This window comes from Rhizobium freirei PRF 81 (assembly GCF_000359745.1).
Classification (GTDB): domain Bacteria; phylum Pseudomonadota; class Alphaproteobacteria; order Rhizobiales; family Rhizobiaceae; genus Rhizobium; species Rhizobium freirei.
In genome coordinates this window covers 197,769-220,821 of sequence record NZ_AQHN01000010.1, presented here as the reverse complement: position 1 = coordinate 220,821, position 23,053 = coordinate 197,769, and the positions used below count along the sequence as shown (strand labels likewise).

Annotated in this window: 26 protein-coding genes; 18 read left to right on the top strand and 8 right to left on the bottom strand. The window is 60.7% G+C overall.

Going from position 1 to position 23,053, the window contains the following annotated elements; translation table 11 throughout:
• Positions 1-35 precede the first annotated feature (35 nt).
• From RHSP_RS03980 to RHSP_RS03920, 13 genes are all read left to right on the top strand, one after another.
• Positions 36-995: a nucleoside hydrolase gene (locus RHSP_RS03980; RefSeq protein ID WP_004109359.1), complete on the top strand. Its 960-nt coding sequence runs from the start codon at positions 36-38 to the stop codon at positions 993-995.
• Between the two features lie 212 nt (positions 996-1,207).
• On the top strand, positions 1,208-2,056 hold the full coding sequence (gene cobA, locus RHSP_RS03975) for a uroporphyrinogen-III C-methyltransferase (RefSeq protein WP_004109358.1): 849 nt from the start codon (positions 1,208-1,210) through the stop codon (positions 2,054-2,056).
• A complete protein-coding gene (locus tag RHSP_RS03970) occupies positions 2,053-3,360 on the top strand; it encodes a cobyrinic acid a,c-diamide synthase CobB (protein WP_004109357.1) in 1,308 nt (435 codons plus the stop codon). Before cobA ends, RHSP_RS03970 begins: the two co-directional genes overlap by 4 nt.
• Positions 3,357-4,376, top strand: coding sequence for a threonine-phosphate decarboxylase CobD (gene cobD, locus RHSP_RS03965; RefSeq protein WP_004109356.1), 1,020 nt, complete (start codon positions 3,357-3,359; stop codon positions 4,374-4,376). The genes RHSP_RS03970 and cobD overlap by 4 nt, the downstream gene beginning before the upstream one ends.
• Before the next feature lie 88 nt (positions 4,377-4,464).
• Positions 4,465-5,445, top strand: coding sequence for an adenosylcobinamide-phosphate synthase CbiB (gene cbiB, locus RHSP_RS03960; RefSeq protein WP_004109355.1), 981 nt, complete (start codon positions 4,465-4,467; stop codon positions 5,443-5,445).
• A 121-nt stretch (positions 5,446-5,566) separates the two neighbouring features.
• Entirely contained in the window at positions 5,567-5,995 is a 429-nt protein-coding gene (locus tag RHSP_RS03955; RefSeq protein WP_004109354.1) for a L,D-transpeptidase, read from the top strand.
• Positions 5,996-6,220: 225 nt separating this feature from the next.
• Positions 6,221-6,499 (top strand): acyl carrier protein, encoded by a 279-nt coding sequence (locus RHSP_RS03950; RefSeq protein ID WP_037149495.1) that lies wholly within the window; start codon positions 6,221-6,223, stop codon positions 6,497-6,499.
• Positions 6,500-6,622: 123 nt separating this feature from the next.
• A complete protein-coding gene (locus RHSP_RS03945) occupies positions 6,623-7,096 on the top strand; it encodes a 3-hydroxyacyl-ACP dehydratase FabZ family protein (RefSeq protein WP_004109352.1) in 474 nt (157 codons plus the stop codon).
• A 43-nt stretch (positions 7,097-7,139) separates the two neighbouring features.
• On the top strand, positions 7,140-8,345 hold the full coding sequence (locus RHSP_RS03940) for a beta-ketoacyl-ACP synthase (RefSeq protein WP_004109350.1): 1,206 nt from the start codon (positions 7,140-7,142) through the stop codon (positions 8,343-8,345).
• A gap of 11 nt (positions 8,346-8,356) precedes the next feature.
• Positions 8,357-9,643 (top strand): beta-ketoacyl-ACP synthase, encoded by a 1,287-nt coding sequence (locus RHSP_RS03935; RefSeq protein ID WP_004109348.1) that lies wholly within the window; start codon positions 8,357-8,359, stop codon positions 9,641-9,643.
• Between the two features lie 54 nt (positions 9,644-9,697).
• Positions 9,698-10,726, top strand: a complete 1,029-nt coding sequence (locus RHSP_RS03930; protein ID WP_004109346.1) for a zinc-binding dehydrogenase — start codon at positions 9,698-9,700, stop codon at positions 10,724-10,726.
• Positions 10,727-10,731: 5 nt separating this feature from the next.
• A complete protein-coding gene (locus RHSP_RS03925; RefSeq protein ID WP_004109344.1) occupies positions 10,732-11,664 on the top strand; it encodes a lipid A biosynthesis lauroyl acyltransferase in 933 nt (310 codons plus the stop codon).
• Positions 11,665-11,931: 267 nt separating this feature from the next.
• Positions 11,932-12,654 (top strand): PAS domain-containing protein, encoded by a 723-nt coding sequence (locus RHSP_RS03920; protein WP_037149492.1) that lies wholly within the window; start codon positions 11,932-11,934, stop codon positions 12,652-12,654.
• A gap of 8 nt (positions 12,655-12,662) precedes the next feature.
• On the opposite strand, the gene RHSP_RS03915 is transcribed toward RHSP_RS03920, so the two are convergent.
• From RHSP_RS03915 to znuA, 3 genes are all read right to left on the bottom strand, one after another.
• Positions 12,663-12,845: a hypothetical protein gene (locus RHSP_RS03915; RefSeq protein ID WP_037149489.1), complete on the bottom strand. Its 183-nt coding sequence runs from the start codon at positions 12,843-12,845 to the stop codon at positions 12,663-12,665.
• The gene (gene zigA / locus RHSP_RS03910; protein ID WP_037149487.1) at positions 12,842-14,047 is read right to left on the bottom strand and encodes a zinc metallochaperone GTPase ZigA; all 1,206 of its coding nucleotides are present in this window, start codon (positions 14,045-14,047) and stop codon (positions 12,842-12,844) included. Before zigA ends, RHSP_RS03915 begins: the two co-directional genes overlap by 4 nt.
• Positions 14,048-14,128: 81 nt before the next feature.
• Positions 14,129-15,106: a zinc ABC transporter substrate-binding protein ZnuA gene (znuA, locus tag RHSP_RS03905; RefSeq protein WP_037149524.1), complete on the bottom strand. Its 978-nt coding sequence runs from the start codon at positions 15,104-15,106 to the stop codon at positions 14,129-14,131.
• 100 nt (positions 15,107-15,206) lie between these two features.
• On the opposite strand from znuA, the gene RHSP_RS03900 reads away from it, so the two are divergent.
• The 3 genes from RHSP_RS03900 to RHSP_RS03890 are packed head-to-tail and all read left to right on the top strand — an operon-like array spanning position 15,207 to position 17,315.
• Entirely contained in the window at positions 15,207-16,100 is an 894-nt protein-coding gene (locus RHSP_RS03900; protein ID WP_037149483.1) for an ATP-binding cassette domain-containing protein, read from the top strand.
• Positions 16,093-16,920: a zinc ABC transporter permease subunit ZnuB gene (gene znuB / locus RHSP_RS03895; RefSeq protein ID WP_004109332.1), complete on the top strand. Its 828-nt coding sequence runs from the start codon at positions 16,093-16,095 to the stop codon at positions 16,918-16,920. The genes RHSP_RS03900 and znuB overlap by 8 nt, the downstream gene beginning before the upstream one ends.
• The gene (locus tag RHSP_RS03890) at positions 16,917-17,315 is read left to right on the top strand and encodes a Fur family transcriptional regulator (protein ID WP_037149480.1); all 399 of its coding nucleotides are present in this window, start codon (positions 16,917-16,919) and stop codon (positions 17,313-17,315) included. The genes znuB and RHSP_RS03890 overlap by 4 nt, the downstream gene beginning before the upstream one ends.
• Before the next feature lie 52 nt (positions 17,316-17,367).
• On the opposite strand, the gene RHSP_RS03885 is transcribed toward RHSP_RS03890, so the two are convergent.
• Together RHSP_RS03885 and RHSP_RS03880 are read right to left on the bottom strand one after the other, a co-directional pair.
• A complete protein-coding gene (locus RHSP_RS03885) occupies positions 17,368-17,898 on the bottom strand; it encodes a gamma carbonic anhydrase family protein (RefSeq protein ID WP_004109328.1) in 531 nt (176 codons plus the stop codon).
• A gap of 15 nt (positions 17,899-17,913) precedes the next feature.
• Positions 17,914-18,609, bottom strand: coding sequence for a fumarylacetoacetate hydrolase family protein (locus RHSP_RS03880; protein ID WP_004109327.1), 696 nt, complete (start codon positions 18,607-18,609; stop codon positions 17,914-17,916).
• Between the two features lie 140 nt (positions 18,610-18,749).
• Between RHSP_RS03880 and dusA the strand changes: the two genes are divergently transcribed.
• Entirely contained in the window at positions 18,750-19,763 is a 1,014-nt protein-coding gene (gene dusA / locus RHSP_RS03875; protein WP_037149477.1) for a tRNA dihydrouridine(20/20a) synthase DusA, read from the top strand.
• Positions 19,764-19,896: 133 nt separating this feature from the next.
• Here dusA and RHSP_RS03870 read toward each other — a convergent pair whose 3' ends face one another.
• On the bottom strand, positions 19,897-20,109 hold the full coding sequence (locus RHSP_RS03870; RefSeq protein ID WP_004109325.1) for a cold-shock protein: 213 nt from the start codon (positions 20,107-20,109) through the stop codon (positions 19,897-19,899).
• A 474-nt stretch (positions 20,110-20,583) separates the two neighbouring features.
• Here RHSP_RS03870 and RHSP_RS03865 point away from each other — a divergent pair, with 474 nt between their 5' ends.
• Positions 20,584-21,111: a nucleoside deaminase gene (locus tag RHSP_RS03865; RefSeq protein WP_004109322.1), complete on the top strand. Its 528-nt coding sequence runs from the start codon at positions 20,584-20,586 to the stop codon at positions 21,109-21,111.
• Between the two features lie 23 nt (positions 21,112-21,134).
• Here the strand turns inward: RHSP_RS03865 and RHSP_RS03860 are convergent, their stop codons facing one another.
• Together RHSP_RS03860 and RHSP_RS03855 are read right to left on the bottom strand one after the other, a co-directional pair.
• Positions 21,135-22,211 (bottom strand): adenylate/guanylate cyclase domain-containing protein, encoded by a 1,077-nt coding sequence (locus RHSP_RS03860; RefSeq protein ID WP_004109319.1) that lies wholly within the window; start codon positions 22,209-22,211, stop codon positions 21,135-21,137.
• A gap of 267 nt (positions 22,212-22,478) precedes the next feature.
• On the bottom strand, positions 22,479-22,934 hold the full coding sequence (locus RHSP_RS03855) for an SRPBCC family protein (RefSeq protein ID WP_004109317.1): 456 nt from the start codon (positions 22,932-22,934) through the stop codon (positions 22,479-22,481).
• Positions 22,935-23,053: the final 119 nt, after the last annotated feature.

Sequence of the window (23,053 nt, the reverse complement as noted above, 5' to 3'; positions counted from 1 at the left end):
ATCAAGCTTATTCAGTATGTTGGTAAGGAAAAATCATGCACAAGGTCATTTATGATACGGATCCGGGCGTCGATGACGCCATGGCGCTTCTCTTCCTGCATCGTCACCCGAATATCGATCTTCTGGGCGTGACGACGGTTTTCGGCAATGCCTCCGTGGATACGACGACCCGCAATGCGCTGTTCTTGAAGCGCGAGTGGAATATTCCGTGCCCGGTGGCACGCGGCGCCAGCGTCACTTTCGATCCTTCGCGGCATGAACGCCCTTGGCCGACGATGGTTCATGGCGATAACGGCCTCGGCGATATCGATGTGCCAGAGACCATCGATCTGCCGACCGATCCGCGGCAAGCCTATCAGTTCATCATCGACACTGTTCGCGCCAATCCGGGCGAGGTGACCCTCGTTGCCGTCGGCCGCATGACCAATCTGGCGCTGGCGCTGAAACATGATCCCGAGATTGCCTCGCTTGTGAAGGGCGTCGTCATCATGGGCGGCAATTTCTACGTGCCGGGCAACGTGTCTCCGGTCGCAGAAGCCAATATTCACGGCGACCCGGAAGCTGCCGATTTCGTCATGACGGGCGCCTGGAAGGTTGTCGTCGTCGGTCTCGACGTGACGTCGGTGACGACCATGAGCCGCAGCTATCTGGCCGATATGGCAAAGGCGGGCGGTCCGTCCGTGCAGTTGCTGGCCGACCTGTCGCAATCCTACATCGATTTCTACAAGCACGCCGTCGAAGACGGCATGATGGTTCATGACAGCTGCGCCTGCGTCTATGTGGTAGCGCCTGAGCTGTTCGACACGATCGAGGGATCGATGCGCGTCGTCTGCGGCGGCATCGCCGACGGCCAGACTGTTATCAAGCAGGACGGCAGACGCTTTCCGCCGGGCGATTGGGACAATCTGCCGAGCCAGATCGCCTGCACGGGCATTCGTTCGCAGCAGGTTCTCGATCTGATCCGCGACGTGATCCTGGGCAAGGTCAAGCACTGAGCGCGATGCGAAGAGGGCACTTGGGTCCTCTTCGCAATCTCCGCCTCCGAGGAGCCGTCATTATTCGTGCTTGCCGTGTGATTGTTTGAGTTTCCAGGCATGACGGCAGCCGGAAGGCCGCGCGATGCAGCGGCATGCCATTCGGCCTGCCGCCGCCGTCTTATCCCGTTCTCAACATTGCAATTTCGCCCATCCGGGCATAGGACAAGTGGATGAGCGATACCGTATTTTCCAATCTGCCGGTGTTAGAACCGGGCACCGTTTGGCTTGTAGGGGCAGGGCCGGGAGATCCAGGGCTATTGACCCTGCTGGCGGCCAAGGGGCTGGCCGAGGCCGATGTCGTCGTGCATGACGCGCTGGTAAACGAAGACTGCCTGAAGCTTGCCCACGCGGGTGCGGTGTTTGAATATGCCGGCAAGCGCGGCGGCAAGCCTTCGGCCAAGCAGCGGGATATTTCCTTGCGTCTCGTGGAGTTGGCGCGCGCCGGCAAACGTGTTCTGCGCCTGAAGGGCGGCGATCCGTTCGTCTTCGGGCGCGGCGGCGAGGAGGCCCTGACCTTGGTCGAGCATGGCGTTCCCTTCCGGATCGTTCCGGGGATCACCGCGGGTATCGGCGGTCTTGCCTATGCCGGCATTCCGGTCACCCATCGCGACGTCAATCATGCCGTTACCTTCCTGACCGGCCATGATTCGTCAGGCCTCGTGCCCGATGCGATCAACTGGGATGCGATCGGCAAGGGATCGCCCGTCATCGTCATGTATATGGCGATGAAACATATCGCCCAGATCAGTGCCAATCTCATTGCGGCTGGCCGTTCGCCGGATGAGCCGGTGGCTTTCGTCTGCGATGCCGCCACGCCCTCGCAACAGGTGCTGGAAACGACGCTTGGGCGCGCGCCCGCCGACATCGAGGCCTCCGGCCTCCAACCGCCGGCCATCGTCGTCGTCGGCAACGCCGTGAAATTGCGGCCCTCCCTCGATTGGCTCGGCGCTCTTTCCGGCCGCAAGCTGCTGCCGGTGAAGGAGGGGCGGGCGGGCGACGGCCATAAGGTGTCGGCATGAGCGGCCTGCTGATTGCCGCCCCTGCATCGGGTTCCGGGAAGACGACATTCACGCTCGGCCTATTGAGAGCGCTGCGGCGAAGGGGTGTTGCCGTCGCATCCGGCAAGGCCGGCCCCGATTACATCGATCCCGCCTTTCATGCGGCGGCCGCAGGTTCGCCCTGCCTCAATTTCGATCCCTGGGCCATGCGTCCCGAACTCATATCCGCCAATTCGGCGCTTCATCGCGGCGGTGGACGGATGCTCGTCATCGAAGCGATGATGGGGCTATTCGACGGTGCCGCCGACGGCTCCGGCACGCCCGCTGATCTTGCGGCCCTGCTCAATCTTCCCGTCGTCCTCGTCGTCGATGTCTCGCGCATGTCGCATTCGGTTGCGGCCGTCGTCAGCGGCTTCGCCAACTTCCGCGCCGATACCCGCATTGCGGGCGTCGTGCTCAATCGTGTCGCCAGCGAGAGACATGAGGGAATGCTGCGCCGTGCGCTGGACGCGGTACGGATGCCTATTTTCGCCACCATCGGCAATCACAAGAGCCTGGCGCTGCCGGAAAGGCATCTCGGGCTTGTACAGGCCGGAGAGCATGCCGCGCTGGAGCATTTCATCGAATCTGCGGCCGGCATCGTATCCGAGGCCTGCAATTTCGACCTGCTGCTCAGAGCCGCGCAGCAGAATGTCGTGCATCCATCGGCTGCCAACATCGCGCGTCTGATGCCATTCGGCCAGCGCATCGCAGTGGCACGCGATGTAGCGTTCGCTTTCTGCTACGAGCACATGCTGCTGGGCTGGCGACGGCGCGGCGCCGAAATCTCCTTCTTTTCCCCCTTGGCAGACGAGGCGCCGCCGGCCGATGCGGACGCAATCTATCTGCCCGGCGGCTATCCCGAACTGAATGCGGGAAAGCTTGCCAATGCCCTTCAATTCCAGGCCGGGATGAAGGACGCGGCAGCGCGCGGGGTGCGAATCTACGGCGAATGCGGCGGCTACATGGTGCTTGGCGAAGGCTTGGTGGATGCTGCCGGGACGCGTCACGGCATGCTCGGCCTCTTGCCTGTTGTCACCAGCTACGAGAATCGCAAGCGTCATCTGGGCTATCGCCGCGTGACGCCGCTTGGAGGCTCTTTTTTCGAAAAGCCGATGACGGCACATGAGTTTCACTATTCGACCATCGTTTCGGAAGGCGAGGCGGATCGGCTGTTCGCCGTCAAGGATGCACTCGGCACCGATCTTGGTGCAGCAGGCCTGCAGCGCGCCAATGTCGCCGGTTCCTATATGCACCTGATCGATATTGCCGGTGATGCGGCATGACGAACAAGATCGCGCATGGTGGCGGCATCACCGCGGCAGCGCGTCACTATGGCGGCCGGCCGGAAGAATGGCTGGATCTGTCGACCGGCATCAATCCCAATCCCGTTGCCTTGCCGGAGGTGCCCGTTTCGGCCTGGCATCGGCTACCGGATCAGTATCTGCAGGAGCGGGCGCGCGAGGCGGCGAGGAGCTATTACCGCAGCGGCGACATCTTGCCCTTGCCGGTTCCGGGTACGCAATCGGTCATCCAGCTGCTTCCCAGGCTCGTGACCGGTGGAAGCGTTGCCATCCTGTCGCCGACCTATGGTGAATACGCCCGCGCCTTCACGCTCGCCGGCCTGCGGGTTCGCCAGGTCGCAACGATCGCCGATCTGACGGCGGATGACAGACTCGTCGTCGTCGTCAATCCCAACAATCCGGATGGGCGGATGCTGCCGGTCGATCGCCTGCGCGATTTGTATGAAAGGCAACGTCAAACGGGCGGCATTCTTCTGGTTGACGAAGCATTCGGCGATGTCGAGCCGGACGCGAGCGTCGCGCCATATGCTGCCTCCATGCCGGGCCTCATCATTTTCCGATCCTTCGGCAAATTCTTCGGCATGGCCGGTTTGCGGCTTGGCTTCGTCATTGCCGAGGCTTCGATCATGGCTCGCTTCGAGGATTGGCTCGGCCCCTGGGCTGTGTCCGGTCCGGCGCTGTCGATCGCAACGTCTTTGATGGGGAGCGATACGACCGCCATTCGCGACCGCATTCTTCAACGTCGCCTCGCGCTGGAGACAATCCTCCGCAGATCGGGCCTGCATGTTGCAGGGGGCACGGCATTGTTCGCGCTGGTTGCCGACGAGCGTGCGGAAGGCATATATACGCATCTCTGCCGCCACCATATTCTGGTCCGCAAGTTCGATTATGCGCGCAACTGGCTGCGCTTCGGCCTTGCTCCGGATGAAGAGGCGGACCGAAAACTCGCCGGGGTACTAGAGCCGGATTATTTTAGGGCGGCTCGACCTAAAATCTGAATCCGCTCCAGAAACAAATAAGTAGAGCATGATGTCGGCCGAAAACCGCTTACACTTTTCGGCATCATGTTCTTGAGGATTTTTCGACATGATCGCCGACGAACATTTGCTCATTCTCGTGCTTGCACTGCTGCTGGACAGGATCGTCGGAGATCCCGACTGGCTGTGGCAGCGGCTGCCGCATCCCGTCGTGCTGTTCGGCAAGGCGATTTCCTACTTCGATCAACGCTTCAATGGAAAGCATCTCTCCGGCGTGCTTCGCCGTCGCAACGGCTTCATGTCGATCGTCGCGCTGCTGATGGGTGCTGCGATCATCGGCTGGGTAGTGCATGGATTCCTCGCCATCTTCGGCTGGCTCGGCATATTGATTGAGGCCGCGCTCGTTGCCGTGTTTCTCGCGCAAAAAAGCCTGGGCGATCATGTCGGCGAGGTGTCGCAGGCCTTGCGAACCAACGGACTGGAAGGCGGTCGTCTTGCCGTTTCGCGCATCGTCGGCCGTGATCCCGAGACCCTGGATGAGCCTGGTGTCTGCCGGGCGGCGATCGAGAGCCTCGCCGAGAATTTTTCCGATGGTGTCGTCGCGCCTGCGCTCTGGTACGGCCTTTTCGGCCTGCCGGGCCTGTTCCTCTACAAGATGCTCAACACGGCTGATTCGATGATCGGCCACAAATCGGAAACCTATATCGATTTCGGTCGTGCCGCTGCGCAGCTGGACGATGTTGCGAACTGGCCCGCGGCACGGCTGTCTATCCTGCTGATCGCCGTTGGCGCACTCGCAAAGCGCGGGATCTCCGCACTCGGCAATGCGATCCGCGTTGCCGTGAGGGATGGCGGCCTGCATCGCTCGCCCAATTCCGGCAGGCCGGAAGCGGCCATGGCCGGCGCTTTGGACATACAGCTCGCAGGACCGCGCATCTACGGCGGCGAGCTGGTGCGCGAACCGATGATCAACGGCGCCGGCCGGGATACTGCCACCGTCAGCGATATCGAAGCCGGCATCACCATTTTCTATTCGGCGTGCTCGGTTCTAACATTCCTCGCCTTCATGGGATTCCTGATCTTATTGTAACCTGCCGTTTCAATTAATAGATTGCTCACTATACGTATTAATTTGGTATAATTGGCCTGCTGTTAAGCTTTCCCATCGTCTGAATTGCTTCACGAAGAAGCAAACAGCCGGAGGGGATGAGATGAAATATGTAGCAGTAGCCACTATAGCATGTCTTTGTACGCAGCTGCACGTCGGCTCGGCAAATGCAGGAACCGTTCTTGCGACTGTCGATCTTCGCTCGCAGACGATGACCGTGTCCGAGGACGGTGTTTTCAAGTATCGCTGGAAGGTATCGACAGCCCGCAAGGGGTATGTCACGCCGATTGGCTCCTATACTGCGAAATGGCTTTCAAAGGATCACCGTTCGAAGAAATATGACGATGCGCCGATGCCCTACGCGGTGTTTTTCAATGGCGGTTACGCCGTTCATGGCACCTACGAGGTCAGGCATCTCGGCAGGCCGGCATCGCATGGCTGCGTGCGGCTGGAAACGCACAATGCAGCAACCTTTTTCGCGCTGGCGTCCGACGTAGGGCTCCACAATACGCGTATCGTCATCAGCGAGTGACCAATCCGATCTGCGGACATGCATGCAAGATGCGGCTGGCCGCAATGCTGCCGCATCTTGCACGCATGTCCGCTGCGATCCTTTTAAGTCGCGGCGCAAGCGTCGTTTTGCTGTTTGCGCAACAGTGTCCTGCCAAATTGCCGGGGTTTCTGGTGGAAACCATTGGCTTTTGGAATGGATTTCCCTATGAGGGGGATTGAATTATTATTTCAAGAGGTATGGGCAGTGACTGCTACATTTGACAAAGTTGCCGACATCATCGCTGAAACCAGCGAAATCGACCGCGAGACGATCACTCCGGATAGCCACACGATCGACGACCTTGGCATCGACAGCCTGGACTTCCTGGATATCGTCTTCGCCATCGACAAAGAGTTCGGCATCAAGATTCCGCTGGAACAGTGGACGCAGGAAGTCAACGAAGGCAAGGTTTCCACCGAAGAGTACTTCGTGCTGAAGAACCTCTGTGCCAAGATCGACGAGTTGCGCGCCGCCAAGGGCTGAGCGAAATCCTTGCACTTTTTTGACGCCCAGCCGCCCTTGAATCTGGCGGCCGGGCGGTTTCATTCTTAAATAGCGTATTCCGCCCGTGGCATCTTGCGTTGCGGGTTTGGAGCGGAGGCGTTGATGCTGCTGGAATATTTCCAGATGATCGACAAGGTTGAATCCGTCGATCTGTCCAAGGGCCTGTTGAAGGCGCGTTCCGTCGTTCCGGCGAAGAGCCCGGTTTTCGAAGGCCATTTTCCGGGCATGCCGCTCGTGCCCGGCGTTCTCCTGATCGAGACGATGGCGCAGGCTTCGGGCATGCTGGTGCTTGCTGCGACGAAGTTTGCCTATATGCCGTTCCTGATGTCGGTGGACGGTGCCAAGATGCGCACCTTCGTCGAACCGGAGGCCGAACTCGACATCGAAGCGGATCTGGAGCACGAGGGTTCGGGATTTGCCGTCACCAAGGCGCGGATCACCATTGCCGGAAAGAAGGTTTGCGATGCGCAGTTGAAGCTGCGCACCATGCCGTTTAATGAGGTGCCGCTCGGCGATATCGTGCGCAAGCGGGCAGGCGAGATCGGGCTTCTCGACGCCATCGCCAGGAACGGTTGACGCTGCCGGCTTTGCGGGTGCCGCATTCGAAGAGGATTGATGAATGAGCAAGGCTCAGAATGATGTGGTGATCACGGGTGTCGGCATCGTCACCTGTCAGGGTGTCGGCAAGGATGCGCATGTGGCTCTGCTGACTGCCGACAAGGCGCCGCCGACCATCGTCGAAACCGAGAAATTCAGGCCCTACCCGGTACATCCGTTGCCGGAGATCGACTGGTCGCAACAGATCCCGAAGCGCGGCGATCAGCGCCAGATGGAAAACTGGCAGCGTATCGGCGTCTTCACCGCCGGTCTGGCGCTCGACGATGCCGGTTTCAAGGATGATCTCGAAGCCTGCGGCACCATGGACATGATCGTTGCTGCCGGCGGGGGTGAACGCGATATCAATGTCGACACGTTGATCGTCAACGAAGGCCTGAAGCGCAACGACCGCGAACTCTTGCTGAACGAGAAGCTGACGACGGAACTGCGGCCGACGCTGTTTCTGGCCCAGCTTTCGAACCTGCTCGCCGGCAATATCTCGATCGTCCACAAGGTCACCGGCTCCTCGCGGACTTTCATGGGTGAAGAAGCCTCCGGCGTTTCCGCCGTCGAGACTGCTTTCCACCGCATCAAGTCCGGCGAATCGAGCCATGCGCTGGTGGGTGCGGCCTTCTCGGCCGAGCGGCTGGACATGATCCTGCTCATCGAATCGATCAATGCACATGCGATCGGCGACTGGCATCCCCTCTGGTCGCGCAAGCCGGAAGACGGCGGCGGCATGATCATGGGTTCGGTAAGCGCCTTCCTGGTGCTCGAATCGCGCGCCCATGCCGAAGGTCGAGGCGCTCGGATCTATGCAACCATCGATTCGGTCGAGGGTGACCGCGGCCGCCGCGATGAGGGCAAGTTCGAAGCGCGGCTTGAGCGCATGCTGGCGCCCGCCAAGCAGGCGGACGGCGAGGCGAGCATCGTCTTTTCCGGCACGACGGCGATCCACGATCTTGCCAAGCGCGAGAAGGCGGTGCTTGAGGCGCAGATTCCAAACTCACCCATTCGCGCCTATTCCGGCATTTCCGGCCATGGGCTGGAAGCCCAGTTCCCGCTCGGGATCGCTTTTGCAGCGCTGGCCGTGGCCAATCAGGCCAAGGTGCCGCCATTCGATGGCGCGCATGAAAAAACTATGGCGGCCGGTACACGTAATGCTGTTGTAACGACTGTTGGCCATGTACGCGGCGAAGGCATCGCCGTACTGTCAGCTGAAGCGTGAGGACCAACATCATGACCGCATCCGCCTACAAGGATCATCTTGGACGCCCGATCGTCGCCGTCACCGGTATGGGTATCATCACCTCGCTCGGCCAGGGTCTCGAGGACAATTGGAACGCGCTTTCCTCGGGCGTTTCAGGCATTCACAATATAACGCGCTTCCCGACCGACGGGCTTTCGACGCGCATCGCCGGCACGGTGGATTTTATCGATATCCCGGCTCCGAATGCAGTCGAACGCTCCTATGCGTTTGCCCGCGAGACGACGATCGAAGCTCTGGCCCAAGCCGGTATCTCCGGCGATTTCGACGCGCCGCTCTTCCTTGCAGCGCCGCCGATCGAGCCGGAATGGAGCGCCCGCTTTGCGCTGGCCGACCGTTCGCCGCCGGCAGAGCACGAAGGTGACGCCTATGAGCGCTTCCTTGCTGCCATGCGCCAGCGCCCGGATCCCGCTTTCCACGAGGCAGCACTTTTCGGCGCCATTTCGGAGCGTCTGGCTGACCGCTTCGGTACGCGTGGCTTGCCGGTAACATTGTCGACTGCCTGTGCATCGGGTGTCACCGCAATCCAGCTCGGCATCGAAGCGATCCGTCAGGGACGCACGACGCGGGCGCTGACTGTTGCGACCGACGGCTCGCTCAGCGCCGAGGCGCTGATCCGCTTCTCGCTGCTGTCGGCTCTCTCGACCCAGAACGACCCGCCGACCAAGGCCTCCAAGCCCTTCAGCAAGGACCGCGACGGTTTCGTCATCGCCGAAGGCGCGGCGACGCTGGTGCTGGAATCGCTCGAGGCGGCGGTTGCCCGCGGCGCCAAGATTCTCGGCATCATGAAGGGCGCAGGCGACAAGGCCGACTCCTTCCACCGCACGCGGTCTTCGCCCGATGGTGGCCCGGCGATTGCGACGATCCGCGCCGCGCTGGCCGATGCCGGCATGGCAGAGACCGACATCGGCTATATCAACGCTCACGGCACCTCGACGCCGGAGAACGACAAGATGGAATATGGCGCGATGTCCGCCGTCTTCGGCGAGCGGCTTCCGACCATTCCGGTATCGTCGAACAAGTCGATGATCGGTCATACGCTGACGGCGGCGGGTGCCGTCGAAGCTGTGTTCTCGCTGCAGACCATGCTGTCGGGCATGCTGCCGCCGACCATCAACTATAACAATCCGGATCCGTCGATCATCCTCGACGTGGTGCCGAACAAGAAACGTGAAAAGCAGGTGAATGCCGTTCTTTCGAACTCTTTCGGGTTCGGCGGTCAGAACGCCAGCCTTGTCATGGCGCTTGAACCGGCTTAATCGAACCTTTGAATAACAAACGATAACTGCGCCCGAGGGGCGAAGGACTTTGCCATGCGTGCTTTGCAACTGATCGACGACCGCAAACTTGAGATCACCGATCTGCCCGAGCCGGAGGCGCCGGGCGCTGGCGAAGTGACGCTACGCGTCAAGGCTGTCGCGCTCAACCATATCGATGTCTGGGGCTGGCGCGGCATGGCATTCGCCAAGCGCAAGATGCCGCTCGTCATCGGTGCCGAGGCTGCCGGCGTTGTCGAAGCGATCGGGCCGGGCGTTGCCAACGTGCTGCCGGGCCAGCTTGTGTCGATCTACGGCGCACGCACTTGCGGCCTCTGCCGTCATTGCCGCGAAGGCCGCGACAATCTCTGCGAACATGTCGGTGGCGTGCATGGCTTCCATCTCGACGGCTTCGCGCAGGAGAAGGTCAACCTGCCGGCACGCCTGCTGGTTCCGGCACCTCCCGGCGTCGATGCCGTTGGCGCGGCACTGGCCCCCGTGACCTTCGGGACCGTCGAGCACATGCTGTTCGACAACGCCAAGCTTGAGCCGGGCGAAACGATCCTCGTTCATGCCGGCGGCTCGGGCATCGGCACGGCCGCCATCCAGCTTGCCAAGAAGATCGGCTGCACCGTCATCACCACGGTCGGCTCCGACGACAAGATCGAGAAGGCGAAGGCCCTGGGCGCCGATCACGTCATCAACTATCGCACCGACCGCTTCGAGGGCGTCGTGCGCAAGCTGACGAAGAAGAAGGGCGTCGACGTCGTTTTCGAACATGTCGGCAAGGACACCTGGGCGGGCTCGATGCTCTGCATGAAGCGCGGCGGTCGTCTTGTCACCTGCGGTTCGACCTCGGGCGTTTCCACCGAAATGAACCTGATGATGCTGTTCCAGCAGCAGTTGAAGCTGCTCGGCTCCTTCGGCTGCCGCATGGAGAACATGGCCAACGCCATGCAGAAGATGGCGCGCGGGCTCGTTCATCCGGTCATCGACACCGAAGTGAGCTTCAGCGATATCGACCGGGCGCTGGAGCGAATGGAATCGCGTCAGATCTTCGGCAAGATTATCCTGAAGATGGATTGAGCCGCGTGAAGCTCTTCATCACCCGGATTGTCCTTGCGCTCAGAAATTTCCGGCAATGGCTGGTGGCGCAGGTCATTTTCGGCTTTCTGAATTTCCTCAAGCTGTTTCCGGCCGACGGCGGTACTAAATTTGCCGATTGGCTGACCCGCAAGATCGGCCCGCGCTTGCGCAGGCACAGGCTGATGCTGACCAACCTGCGCAACGCTTTTCCGGAAAAGGGCGAGGCGGAGATCGCTGAGATCGCACTGGCGAGCTGGGGCAATATGGGGCGGCTCGCGGCGGAATATGTTTTTCTCGACCGGCTGTTCGATTTCGATCCCCATAGCGACAAGCCGGGCCGCGTCGAAGTTTCAGGCATTCCGATCTTCCTCGATCTCAGGGACAATCCGCGGCCGTTCATCGTCTTTACCGGCCATACCGGCAATTTCGAACTGCTGCCCGTCGCAGGGGCCGCGTTTGGCCTGACGGTGACGGTGCTCTTTCGTCCGCCGAACAATCCCTACGTGGCGGAGAAGGTTTTCGACTTCCGCGCAAAGCGCATGGGCAAGCTGGTGCCGTCGCATGCCGGCTCTTCTTTCAGTCTTGCCAGAGAGCTGGAAGCGGGGCGCGGTGTCGGCGTGCTGGTCGACCAGAAATTCCGCAAGGGCCTGAAGACCTTGTTCTTCGGCCGTGACGTCAAGACAAATCCGCTGCTGCCGAAGCTGGTGCGCCAATTCAATTGCGAGGTTTATCCGGCCCGTTGCATCCGCCTGCCTGGCAATCGCTACAGGCTGGAGATCGAGCCGAAGCTGGAATTGCCATACAACGAACAGGGCGGTCTGGATCTGACCGCAACCGCGCAAATGCTGAACGACAAGGTCGAGGGCTGGGTGAGGGAACATCCAGAACAATGGCTCTGGTATCATGATCGCTGGAACATCAAGGACGCGGTTTTCTAAGCTCCCTGTCCCGCCGTTCGGTGGTGAAAAGCACAGGCGTCTTCTCCTGCCTCCAGGGAATGATCGCCTTCCGATACCCCTTCATTTTGGAAATACTCCTTTGTGGAGAAGTTCCGCTCATCCGGATTGAAACGCAGGGTAAGTCATGATAATTCATAGACCAGAAAGTTTGGTGAGATAGCGGACACCAAACTGAATATCCTTGGGCATGGCAACGCCGGGAACGAGGCCTTGGTGTTTGACTATGGTCAAGGACAGGAGGGCAATTTGCTGGCACTCTTTCATGCCTTCTCCACGAAATGCAGTCAGATTCAGCGCGCAATAAAACTTGGTGACGACGAGCTTGTCGATTCGCTTGATAGCGAGCTGGAGCCACTTATTGCGGCTATTTTGGCCTATAAGGCCACCAGTCTGCTTGAAATCTACATGCAGCTGCAATTCCTGAACAATCTTATCCGAGAAGAATCGGACGACCGGACGCGCGTCATGCGCAATTCGGCATCGCTTTCCGTGCTGATCGACCGTTATTTCGGCGGCGCCAATGAAGCCGCCACCGACGTCTTGATGGCATTTTCGACCAAGAGAGAGGAGCCTGACGAGCTTTTCGGCTTCGATGAGAGCAGTGTCTTGAACGACGTCATCCTCAACAGCCTGCCGGATCGCGTTGCCGTCGTTACGCGCGACTATCGCTATCTCTATAGTAATGCGGCGAATTCGGAGTTTCTGAAATCGAAACAGATGGAGCTCGTCGGGCGGCACATATCCGAATTCGTCGGCTCCGAATATTTCGAAGGCAATGTGAAGGTGAAGCTCGATGCCTGCTTTGCCGGCGAAAAGGTGGAATGCATCTATCCGTCCTATCGCCAGACCGAGCAAGGCAAGGTTCTCCACTGCAGCATGACGCCGCTCCGCGCCAAGGCGGAGGTGATCGGCGCATTGCTCGTCGTGCACGAAGCCGGCGTCGTTCCTACCAGCATGCTGATGGCCTGAACTCGCGCTCAGGCTCCAAACAGCATTTTTTCGACTGAATCCACCGCCGGTGGCGGGCGCTGTTCGTCTTCTCCGATATTGTTTCGATCCGGTTCTGCCGCGGCGGCCTGCAAAGCATTGTCTCTCGGCTTGTCGCCGGCGTCGCATTCCACACAATAGCAGCGGAAACGGATCACCTTCGGCTTCTTCATGTCGTTGGCTTGCTCCAGCTCGCAAAGGGATCCGGCAGATCGCGCCAACGCTCCGGCGTGAATCGGTCCGTTTCGATCAAGCAAGCATCGAGCTCTGCAACGATCTGCCGTTGGTTCATCGGATCGGCGCCGATGAAGACCAGTTCCTGACGGCGGTCGCCCCAGACCGGATCGAGATAGGGCGAAAGAGCCTGCTTGAATGAGGGATCGCGCGGCCATTGGTCCTGCGGTACTGCGGCCCACCACAGGCCCATCCTGTTCGTGCGGACCAGTGCGCCTGCCTGGCTCATCTCGCCGACATGATAGGGGCGCGTCGCGAGCCAGAAGAAGCCCTTGGCGCGCACGACGCCCGGCCAGGAGCGGTTGATAAATGCCTGGAACTTCATGGGATCGAACGGTTTCTTCGCGCGATAGACGAAGGAGCGGATGCCGTATTCCTCTGTTTCTGGAACATGGTCATTGAAACCGTGCAATTCCTTGTACCAAAGCGGATGCGTCTCGGCGCGGTCGATATCGAAACGGCCGGTGCCGAGCACTTCCGCCGGCTCAACGGCGCCGAAATCGGCCTCGATGAGCCGCGCATCGGGATTGAGTCCGACGATGATCTTGCGGACGGCGTCGCGCTGTTCTGCCGTTGCCGAGCCGATCTTGTTGAGGATGACGACATCGGCGAACTCGATCTGTTCGACCAGCAGGTCGACGATGGTCCTGTTGTCGCCGTCGCCTGCGGTCTCGCCGCGGTCGGCAAGGAAATCGGTCGATCCGTAATCGGTCAGAAGGTTGGTCGCGTCGACGACCGTCACCATGGTATCGAGCCGGGCAATGTCGGAAAGGCTGCTGCCGTCTTCGTCGCGGAACTCGAAGGTCGTGGCTACGGGCAGGGGCTCGGCAATACCGGTCGATTCGATCAGCAGATAGTCGAAACGATCCTGCTCGGCTAGCCGGCGGACCTCCTTCAGGAGGTCATCGCGCAGCGTGCAACAGATGCAGCCGTTGGTCATTTCGACAAGCTGCTCTTCCGTGCGGGAAAGATTGGCGCCGCCGTCGCGCACCAGAGCCGCATCGATGTTCACCTCGCTCATGTCGTTGACGATCACGGCGACGCGCAGGTCCTCGCGATTATTGAGGATATGATTGAGCAGCGTCGTCTTGCCGGCGCCGAGGAAACCGGAAAGGACGGTGACCGGGAGCTTCTTGTTCATGGCAGCCTCTTTGTAATGTAATATCATTACATAATTTGTTCTGAAAAAAGCGAGCAATGGGCTCGCTTCCTCCGGCGATATTCAGCCTTGCGCTGAAAGGCAGTTTTTCAGGGAGTTTGCGATGCCGCGCATCAGATCGAAGTAGAGATCCGGGCCTTGCGGCAGTGTTGCGGCTTCTGGATCGAGGACGCCCGATTTCGCGGATGTGCCTTCCAGCACCACCTTGACCAGCTTCGGTTCGAATTGCGGTTCGGCGAAAACGCATGTGGCGCCGAGATCGGTGACCTTGCTGTGGATTTCTGCAACGCGCTGTGCGCCGGGAATGGTTTCCGGGCTGACCGTGATCGAGCCGGCAACGCGCACGCCGTAGCGATGCTCGAAATACTGATAGGCATCGTGAAAGACGATGAAGGGCTTGTCTTTCACCGCCGCGAGCGTTGAGGCGATCTCCGTGTCCAGGGCATCGAGCTTCTCGTTCAACGCCTTCTGGTTGGCTTCATAGGTCAGCGCATTGGCGGGATCGGCTGCGACCAGCGACGTAGTGATCTCCGCCACCATCGCCTTGGCGTTGTGCGGATCGAGCCAGAGGTGGGTATCGAATTCGCCATGGTCGTGATCGTCATGATCATGGGCGTGGTTTTCGCCGGCGGCCGGCTCGTCGCCGTCGTCATGCGGCTCGAACGCGCCGCCTTCTCGGAACTTGAGCTTGGCGATGCCGGGCGCCTGATCGAGTTCGACGACGGTGGCATTGGAGCTAAGAGAGCCGAGAGGCTTCTGCAGGAAAACTTCCATGCCCGGACCGACCCAGAAAACCACCTGCGCCTGCTGGAGGCTGCGGGCATTCGAAGGCTTCATCGCATAGGTATGCGGCGAGGCCGCACCGTCTACGATCAAATCCGGCGTGCCCACTCCTTGCATGACGGCGGCGACAAGCGAGTGGATAGGCTTGATGGAAACGACGACCTTCGGGGCATCGGCTGCTGTGGCTGCGGTGCCGACCAGCAAGCCGGAGAGCAGAAGGGAGGCGGCGAGAGGAAGGAGAGCTTTTGCTGCATTCATGCGATACATGCCCTTGAATAGACGTGTTATGTTATTACATCAATTGCGTTATGCTATAACGTGTGCAATAGCATGGCGCAATAGTGCAATTGGAAATTCCATGCTTTCTTCCATCGACAGCAAGAGTCGGCCTCTCGTCTCGCTCCATGACGTCGGCGTCCGCCGTGACGGTCGCTGGCTGGTGCGTGGCGTGGATTTTTCGGTGAGCCGGGGCGAGATCGTCACGCTAATCGGCCCGAACGGTTCCGGCAAGTCCACCAGCGCCAAGGCGGCGATTGGCGTGCTGAAGCCGGACGAGGGACGTGTCGATCGCATCAGCGGATTGAAGGTCGGCTACGTCCCGCAGAGGCTCGCGATCGACTGGACGTTGCCGCTCAGCGTTCAGCGCCTGATGACTTTGACAGGTCCCTTGTCGGAGCGCGAGCTGACGGCAGCCCTCGAGGCAGTCGGCATCGCCCATCTTGCCAGGGCCGAGGTGCAGCATCTCTCCGGTGGCGAATTCCAACGGGCGCTGCTGGCGCGTGCCATTGCCCGCAAGCCCGATCTGCTGGTGCTTGATGAGCCGGTGCAAGGGGTCGATTTCAGCGGCGAGATCGCGCTTTACGATCTCATCAAGTCGATCCGCAATTCCGAGGGTTGCGGTATCCTGCTGATTTCGCATGATTTACATGTCGTCATGGCCGCGACCGATACCGTCGTTTGCCTGAACGGCCATGTATGCTGCCGCGGCACGCCGCAGACGGTCAGCCAGAGCCCCGAATATGTAAAGCTGTTCGGCACGCGGGCGGCGCAGTCGCTGGCGATCTACAGCCATCATCACGATCATACGCATCTGCCTGACGGTCGTGTGCGGCATGAAGACGGATCGATCACCGATCATTGCCATGCCGAGGATGGCCATCACCATCACGAGCATGGCGATCATCGCCACGATCACGATGATCATGATCATCATCACGGGCATGACCACGCCGGGGAAGGACGCCATGTTTGACGATTTCTTCCTGCGCGCCATCTTTGCCGGCGTCGGGCTGGCGCTGACGACGGGGCCGCTCGGCTGCTTCATCATCTGGCGGCGCATGGCCTATTTCGGCGATACGATCTCACATTCGGCGCTGCTTGGCGTGGCGCTCTCGCTGCTGTTCCAGCTGAACCTGACGCTATCCGTCTTCGCGGTTGCGGCGCTCGTGTCGATCCTGCTGCTCTTTCTGCAGCGGCGGCAGGCGCTGTCTGCGGATGCGCTGCTCGGCATCCTCTCGCATGCGACGCTGGCGATCGGTCTGGTGATCGTCGCCTTCATGAGCTGGGTGCGGATCGATCTCATCGCCTTCCTCTTCGGCGATATTCTGGCGGTCAGTCCGTCGGATATCGCGGTGATCTGGGGCGGTGGCATTCTCGTGCTGGCGGCGATCGTCTGGCTTTGGCGGCCGTTGCTGGCATCGACGGTCAATCCGGAGCTGGCCGAAGCCGAAGGGCTGCGGCCGGAGCGGGCGCGGCTGTTCTTCATGCTGCTCATGGCCGTGGTGATCGCCATCGCCATGAAGATCGTCGGCATTCTGCTCATCACGGCGCTGCTGATCATTCCAGCGGCCACCGCGCGCCGCTTTGCCGGCACACCGGAGACGATGGCGATTTTCGCCTCGCTGCTCGGCGCGGTCGCCGTCGTCGGCGGCCTCTTCGGATCACTGCGCTACGACACGCCGTCCGGGCCTTCCATCGTCGTCGCGGCGCTCGTTCTGTTTATCATCAGTCTGCTGCCCCTCGTGCGCAGGAGCGGCACGCCAGCGGCGCAACAGAGAGGACAGTCATCATGACCACTCCGATGCTCACCAAGAACCAGTCCCTCGTCTTCGATGTCCTGACCAAGGCGGAAGCGCCGCTCAGCGCCTATACCATCCTCGACAAGCTGCGCGATCAGGGTTTTCGCGCGCCGCTGCAGGTCTATCGCGCGCTGGACAAGCTTCTGGAATATGGCGTCGTGCACCGCCTCGAAAGCATCAATTCCTTCGTCGCCTGCGCGCATCCTAACGAAGATTGCCATAGCCACGGTCTCGTCGCCTTTGCCATCTGCGAAAGCTGCGGCCAGGTGATCGAATTCCACGATCATGAGGTGGATCACCGCCTGATGGATTGGCTGAAGTCGCAGAAATTCAAGGCGGAAAAGTCGACCATCGAAATCCGCGGCCATTGCGCCAATTGCGCAGCGTGAGTTTTGGGCGGAGTCTTGATCTCACGCTCCGGCAACTGCTTATGATCGTTTTCTAATCTAATCTCTTCAGATCGCGTGCGAAGCGCTGCCAGTTGGCGATGTAATGCTGGGCCGAGCGGCGCAGGCCTTCGATCGCGGCTTCGTCCAGCGTGCGGATTGCTCTGGCCGGTGCGCCGACGATCAGGGAACCGTCTGGAAACTCCTTGCCTTCCGTGACAAGCGCATTGGCGCCGACGAGGCAATTATTGCCGATCTTCGCGCCGTTCAAGATCGTGGCGCCCATGCCGATCAGCGAGTTGTTGCCGATGGTGCAGCCATGGATGATCGCATGATGGCCGATGGTGCAGCCTTCACCGATGGTGGCGGCGAAGGCCGGGTCCGTATGCACCATCGTGCCTTCCTGGATGTTCGTGCCCTTGCCGATGATAATCGGCTCGTTGTCGCCGCGTAGCACCGAGCCGAACCAGATGCCGACATCTTCGCCGATCTCGACTTTGCCGATTACACTCGCATCCGGGGCGATCCAGTATCGGCCCGGACCGGGCGTTTTCGGTGTCAGGCCGGCAAGGGCATAAAGCGGCATGGTGATCCTCCTCGATCAGATTACCTTCAAGGTCAGCGTTGCGACGCCGTCGACGGCGCAGCTGATCCGGTCGCCGCGCGCGACCGGGCCGACGCCGGCGGGCGTGCCGGTCATGATGACATCGCCCGGCGCGAGCGTGAAGAGTTTGGACAGCTCGGCAATGATCTCAGGCACTTTCCAGATCATCTGCGAGAGGTCGCCTCTTTGGGCAGCCTCGCCGTTGCGCATCAGCCAGATGCCGCCCTTGTCGGGATGACCGGCGTGGGTGGCGGGCACCAGGGTGGAGACAGGCGCGGAATGCTCGAAAGCCTTGCCGATTTCCCAGGGACGGCCGAGCTTCTTGGCTTCGCCCTGCAGATCGCGGCGGGTGAAATCGATGCCGACGCCGTAGCCGTAGACGCAGTCGAGCGCCTGTTCCACCGGAATGTCGGCGCCGCCGCTGCGCAGCGCCACGACAAGCTCCACCTCGTGATGCACGTCCGATGACAGCGGAGGGTAGGGGAAATCGCCTGAGACAAGCAGATTGTCCGGGTTCTTCTGGAAGAAGAAAGGCGGCTCGCGGCTGGGATCATGTCCCATTTCTATGGCGTGGTCGGCATAGTTGCGGCCGACGCAATAGACCCGGCGCACCGGAAAGAACGCGGTTTCGCCCTCGATCGGCAGCAGGACGGGAGCGGGGGATGGAATGACTGTCGTGAGTGGGGCGTTCATGGGGCTGTTGGAAACTCTCATTGATCTTAGGAGGGCTGCTGCCTTTCGACTCCGTTGGGCAAACTAGCATCATTGTTACTGCGGCGAAAACTGGCCTTTTTGAAGGATTTGGTGTAGAGCGCGGGGCAGAAAGGTATGCCATGTATAGCCACGCACTGAAAAACGGCCGCAAGATCTTTGCCGTAGCCCCCATGATCGACTGGACGGATCGTCATTGCAGGTATCTGCATCGGCAGATCAGCCGGCATGCGCTGCTCTATACCGAGATGGTGGTGGCCGATGCGATCATCCATGGGCCGCGCGACCGGCTGTTGGGGCATGATGCCACCGAGCATCCCGTTGCGCTGCAGCTTGGCGGCTCCGATCCGGCGAAGCTTTCGCAGGCGCTGCGCATTGCTGAAGCCTATGGCTATGACGAGATCAACCTCAATGTCGGCTGCCCGTCGGACCGCGTACAGTCCGGCACTTTCGGCGCCTGCCTGATGCTGACGCCGGAAACGGTGGCGGCCTGCGTTTCCGCGATGAAAGCGGTATCGAAGGCGCCCGTGACGGTGAAATGCCGCATCGGCGTCGACGAGCAGGAGCCGGAAGAGGCGCTGCCCGAGTTGATGACCCAGGTGCTCGACGCCGGCGCCGACGCGATCTGGATCCATGCGCGCAAGGCCTGGCTGAAAGGTCTGTCGCCGAAGGAAAATCGCGAGATCCCGCCGCTGGACTACGAGATCGTCTACCGCATGAAGCAGCGCTGGCCCGATGTGTTCATCGGCATCAATGGCGGCATCCAGACGCTGGATCAGGCCGAGGCGCATCTCGCCCATGTCGATGGCGTCATGCTCGGTCGCGCCGCCTATCAGAATGCGGCCATTCTTGCCGATGTCGATCATCGCTTCTATGGCGCGCAGGCTGTCGAAACGGACTGGAACGCTCTGCGTGACCTGATGATGGCTTATACCGAACGCCATATCGCCGAGGGCGGCCGCCTTCAGCACGTCGCGCGCCATATGGTCGGCCTGTTCAGCGGCTTGCCCGGTTCGCGTCGCTATCGCCAGATTCTCTCCACCGATGCCAACAAGCCGGGCGCCGGGCCGGAGGTGATCGCGGCGGCCTTCGCCGCGGTGGATTTTTCAGGCGAGGGCGAGCGGGTGAGCGCCTGAGTTGGCGATGCCCTATCTCGCCCGCCAAGGGCGGGAAAGGCACCGAATCTGCCGCAAGCCTTGTCGCACAAACGAAAAACGGCGCGGTTTTCACCGCGCCGTCCGAAACCTTATTCAGGCAGTCGCCAGAGGCTTAGTTAGCCTGGATGTTGACAGCCTTCGGGCCCTTGCCCATGCGATCCGGCTCGGTGTCGAAGGTGACCTGCTGGCCTTCGCGCAGCGACTGGATGCCGGAAGCCTGAAGAGCGGAGATGTGGACGAAAACGTCCTTTGCACCGCCGTCAGGAGTGATGAAACCAAAACCCTTGTCCTGGTTGAAGAATTTTACGGTGCCCTTGGTGGCCATGGGGGATAGTCCTTTACCCATCAGTCTTAATTAAATCCGGAAAACCCGGACGGCTTTGCCTCCGCGCCATGCGAAAGCCAGTCGAGAAGTCACGTACGGGGAAAGAACGTCTGCGCGGGTCAACAGACCCAACCGCTGCCTGCCGTCAGCGGATCACCAAATCAGTCCAGTCACCGGCATGCAAATGCCCGAGCATGCGTATGGGTGACAGGGTTTTGTGAAAAAGGCAAGGGGCAATATTGGGGCGGGGTGGGAAACGGGTAGGATAGGGTGGGGATTTCAAGGGGTTGGAAATGGCGAGCGGCTTTCGTTGATGGATGGATCCATCGTTGACGATGTATGAAATGAGCCTTCTACCTATCTCGATGGTCTGTCGAGATGGTCTTCGTGGACGCGGGATCTTGTCATGTAGCCGTAGCAAAAGGCGCTATGTTACGGTGATGCAACCTAAAATCATGATGGTGTGAGGATTACATGGTTCAATTGAATGATGAATGCATGATGGAGCTTGCGCTCGCGGAGGCTCGAATTGCATTGGAGAGAGGTGTGTTCCCCGTGGGCGCGGTTCTGTCGGCTGGAAGCCAGATTCTGGGGCGTTCCTACAAAACTATGATCTCGAATCATCTGAACCATGCGGAGATGAACCTCTTTCATCAGGTATTCGAGGGTGACTATGCCTTCTCAAGGGCCGATAATCTAACACTCTACACCACGCTTGAGCCCTGCATCATGTGCTTTGGCACGATGTTGCACTTGCCGATAACGCGACTTGTGTTTGCGATGGAGGACACATATGGCGGATGCGCGCATGTGAGGCTGGAAAATGCTCCTCCTCGTCATCTTTCTCGATCGATAGAGATCGTCGGGGGTGTTGGGCGATTGGACGCCTGCAAACTCTTTGCAGATTTTCTCGACGCGACCGCAGATGAATTTTGGTTGACAGGGGGAGCGCCCCATTTCCAGGCGACGGTGAAGGCGGAGATCGCCGCACGACGGATATAGCAAGGCTAAGGCTGCCCTTGTGTTCAAACTGCCGTTTGGGTCCCTGCATCCGTCAGCGTTAACACCGCACAAGGCTCGGCAATCCCGCGCAACTCATAATCCCCCAAGGCCAGTAGCGGCATGCTCGTCTCCGCCGCGACTGCTCCCGAAATCAGAACATTGCGGCCGAGCGGCTTGCACAGTCCCTCCAGCCGGCTGACCAGATTGACGGCGGGGCCGATGGCGGTGAAGTCGAGGCGGTCGGCGGCGCCGATATTGCCCCAGAGCATGTCGCCGAAATGCAGGGCGGCGCCGAAGGGGAGCGGCGGCAGGCCCTGGTTTGCCCTCGTTGCGTCGAGATGGGCCATGCCGGCGCGGATGGCGGTGACGGCGCGGAGTGCTGCCTCGCAGGCTTCTGTCGGCGTGCCGGTGACGGGGAAGATCGCCAGCACGCCGTCGCCCATGAATTTCAGCACTTCGCCGCCGAAGGCATGCACCGCGCCGGCGACGCGATCGAACCAGGCGTCGAGGGCCGCGATGATAACGGTCGGCTCCGTCGCTTCGGACAGGGCGGTGAAATCCCGGAGGTCGGCGCAGAGCAGTGCCGCGCGTATGGTTTCGCCGGTGCTGCGGCTGAGCGCGCCGGCCTGGACCCTGGCGGCACTTCTGCGGCCAAGATAGGCTTCGAGCAGGGCCGATAGCGCCGCCCGGGCGGCCAGCGCGGCCAAAGGGGCAGCGGCAAAGCGCGTGACCTGACGCAAACTGTCCGTTTCGGGCGCGCTGAAGGGCCGCGTGCCGGCCCAGGCCAGCACGGAACTGCCAGGCCCGGTCCCGATCGTTTCCTCGCATGACGGGCCGAGGTCGCCGAGCCAATCGCGGCCGGCCTGGCCGAGCGCCGTTCCGGCAAAGCCGAGAGCTTCGGTCACCGCCCCGGTCTCGGCGCGCCAGAGCCAGGTGTGCTGCGTGATGATCGGATGCGGCGCGGCAAGCGTCAGCGCGCCGCCGGCGAGAGGCAGCCCGGCGGCCAGTAGATATCCTCCCAGATCGGCCAGGAAGCGTTCGGGGCTGGGCGAGGTGCCGGCATCGTCAACCAGCCAGGCAAGGGGGGCGGGCAAATCCATGCCTCGATCATGCCATGGCGGTTGCAGGCTGTCATCCTTGCCGGTGCGGCCTTGCTCGCGACGCCGCGACCTTCATAACGTCAAAGGCAAGGCGGTTATCGCCGATCGGTGACATCTGGAGCATTTCCGTTTTTAAACGGAGTTACGGAAATGCCCTGTCTCTTTGTTTCGTGCAATTCCGGGCGCAAAACCGCTTCGCTCTCTTGCCGGAATTGCTCTGGTGAACGTTCAGCCAGCAAGACCGATGGCGCCGCGCTCGGGACGTCGTCAGCTTTTGCGGTCGTGACCACGCATGGGGTCCGGACCAGGATCCCGTCCGGCCGCCACTTCGGCCATACGATCGAAATAATGCGCCCAGCCTTTTGCATGGGCTTCACACTGTTCGGATGTCGGCAGGCCGGTGTGGGTGAGGCGGACCAAGGTTCCCTCCGGCTGTTCGATCAGGTCGATTTCCACCAGGCTCGATCCGGGAGGCACTTCTTCGCTGCCTTCCCAGCCAAAACTATAGGCGAGGCGATGGACCGGCACGACCTCCCGGAACGAGCCGCGCGCGACGCGGGCTCCGGTGACGTTGACGAGATAGATGCCGCCGGGCTGCGGCTCTGTCTGGGCTTCCGTACCCATCCAGCGCAGGATCTTTTCGGGATCGGTCAGCAGCGCGAATATGGCGGCAGGCGGCGCCGGGACGCGTGTCTCGCGGCGGACGACGAAGGGCTCTGGCATCGGTCTCTCTCCCGTGGTTGCTGTCGCTTCCCCACGATACGGCAGGCGATCGAGCGTCTTCCGTCCCTCCGTGGGCCTTCTCATAGAATGATATGTAGGTGCTGCTGCACGGCCAGCAA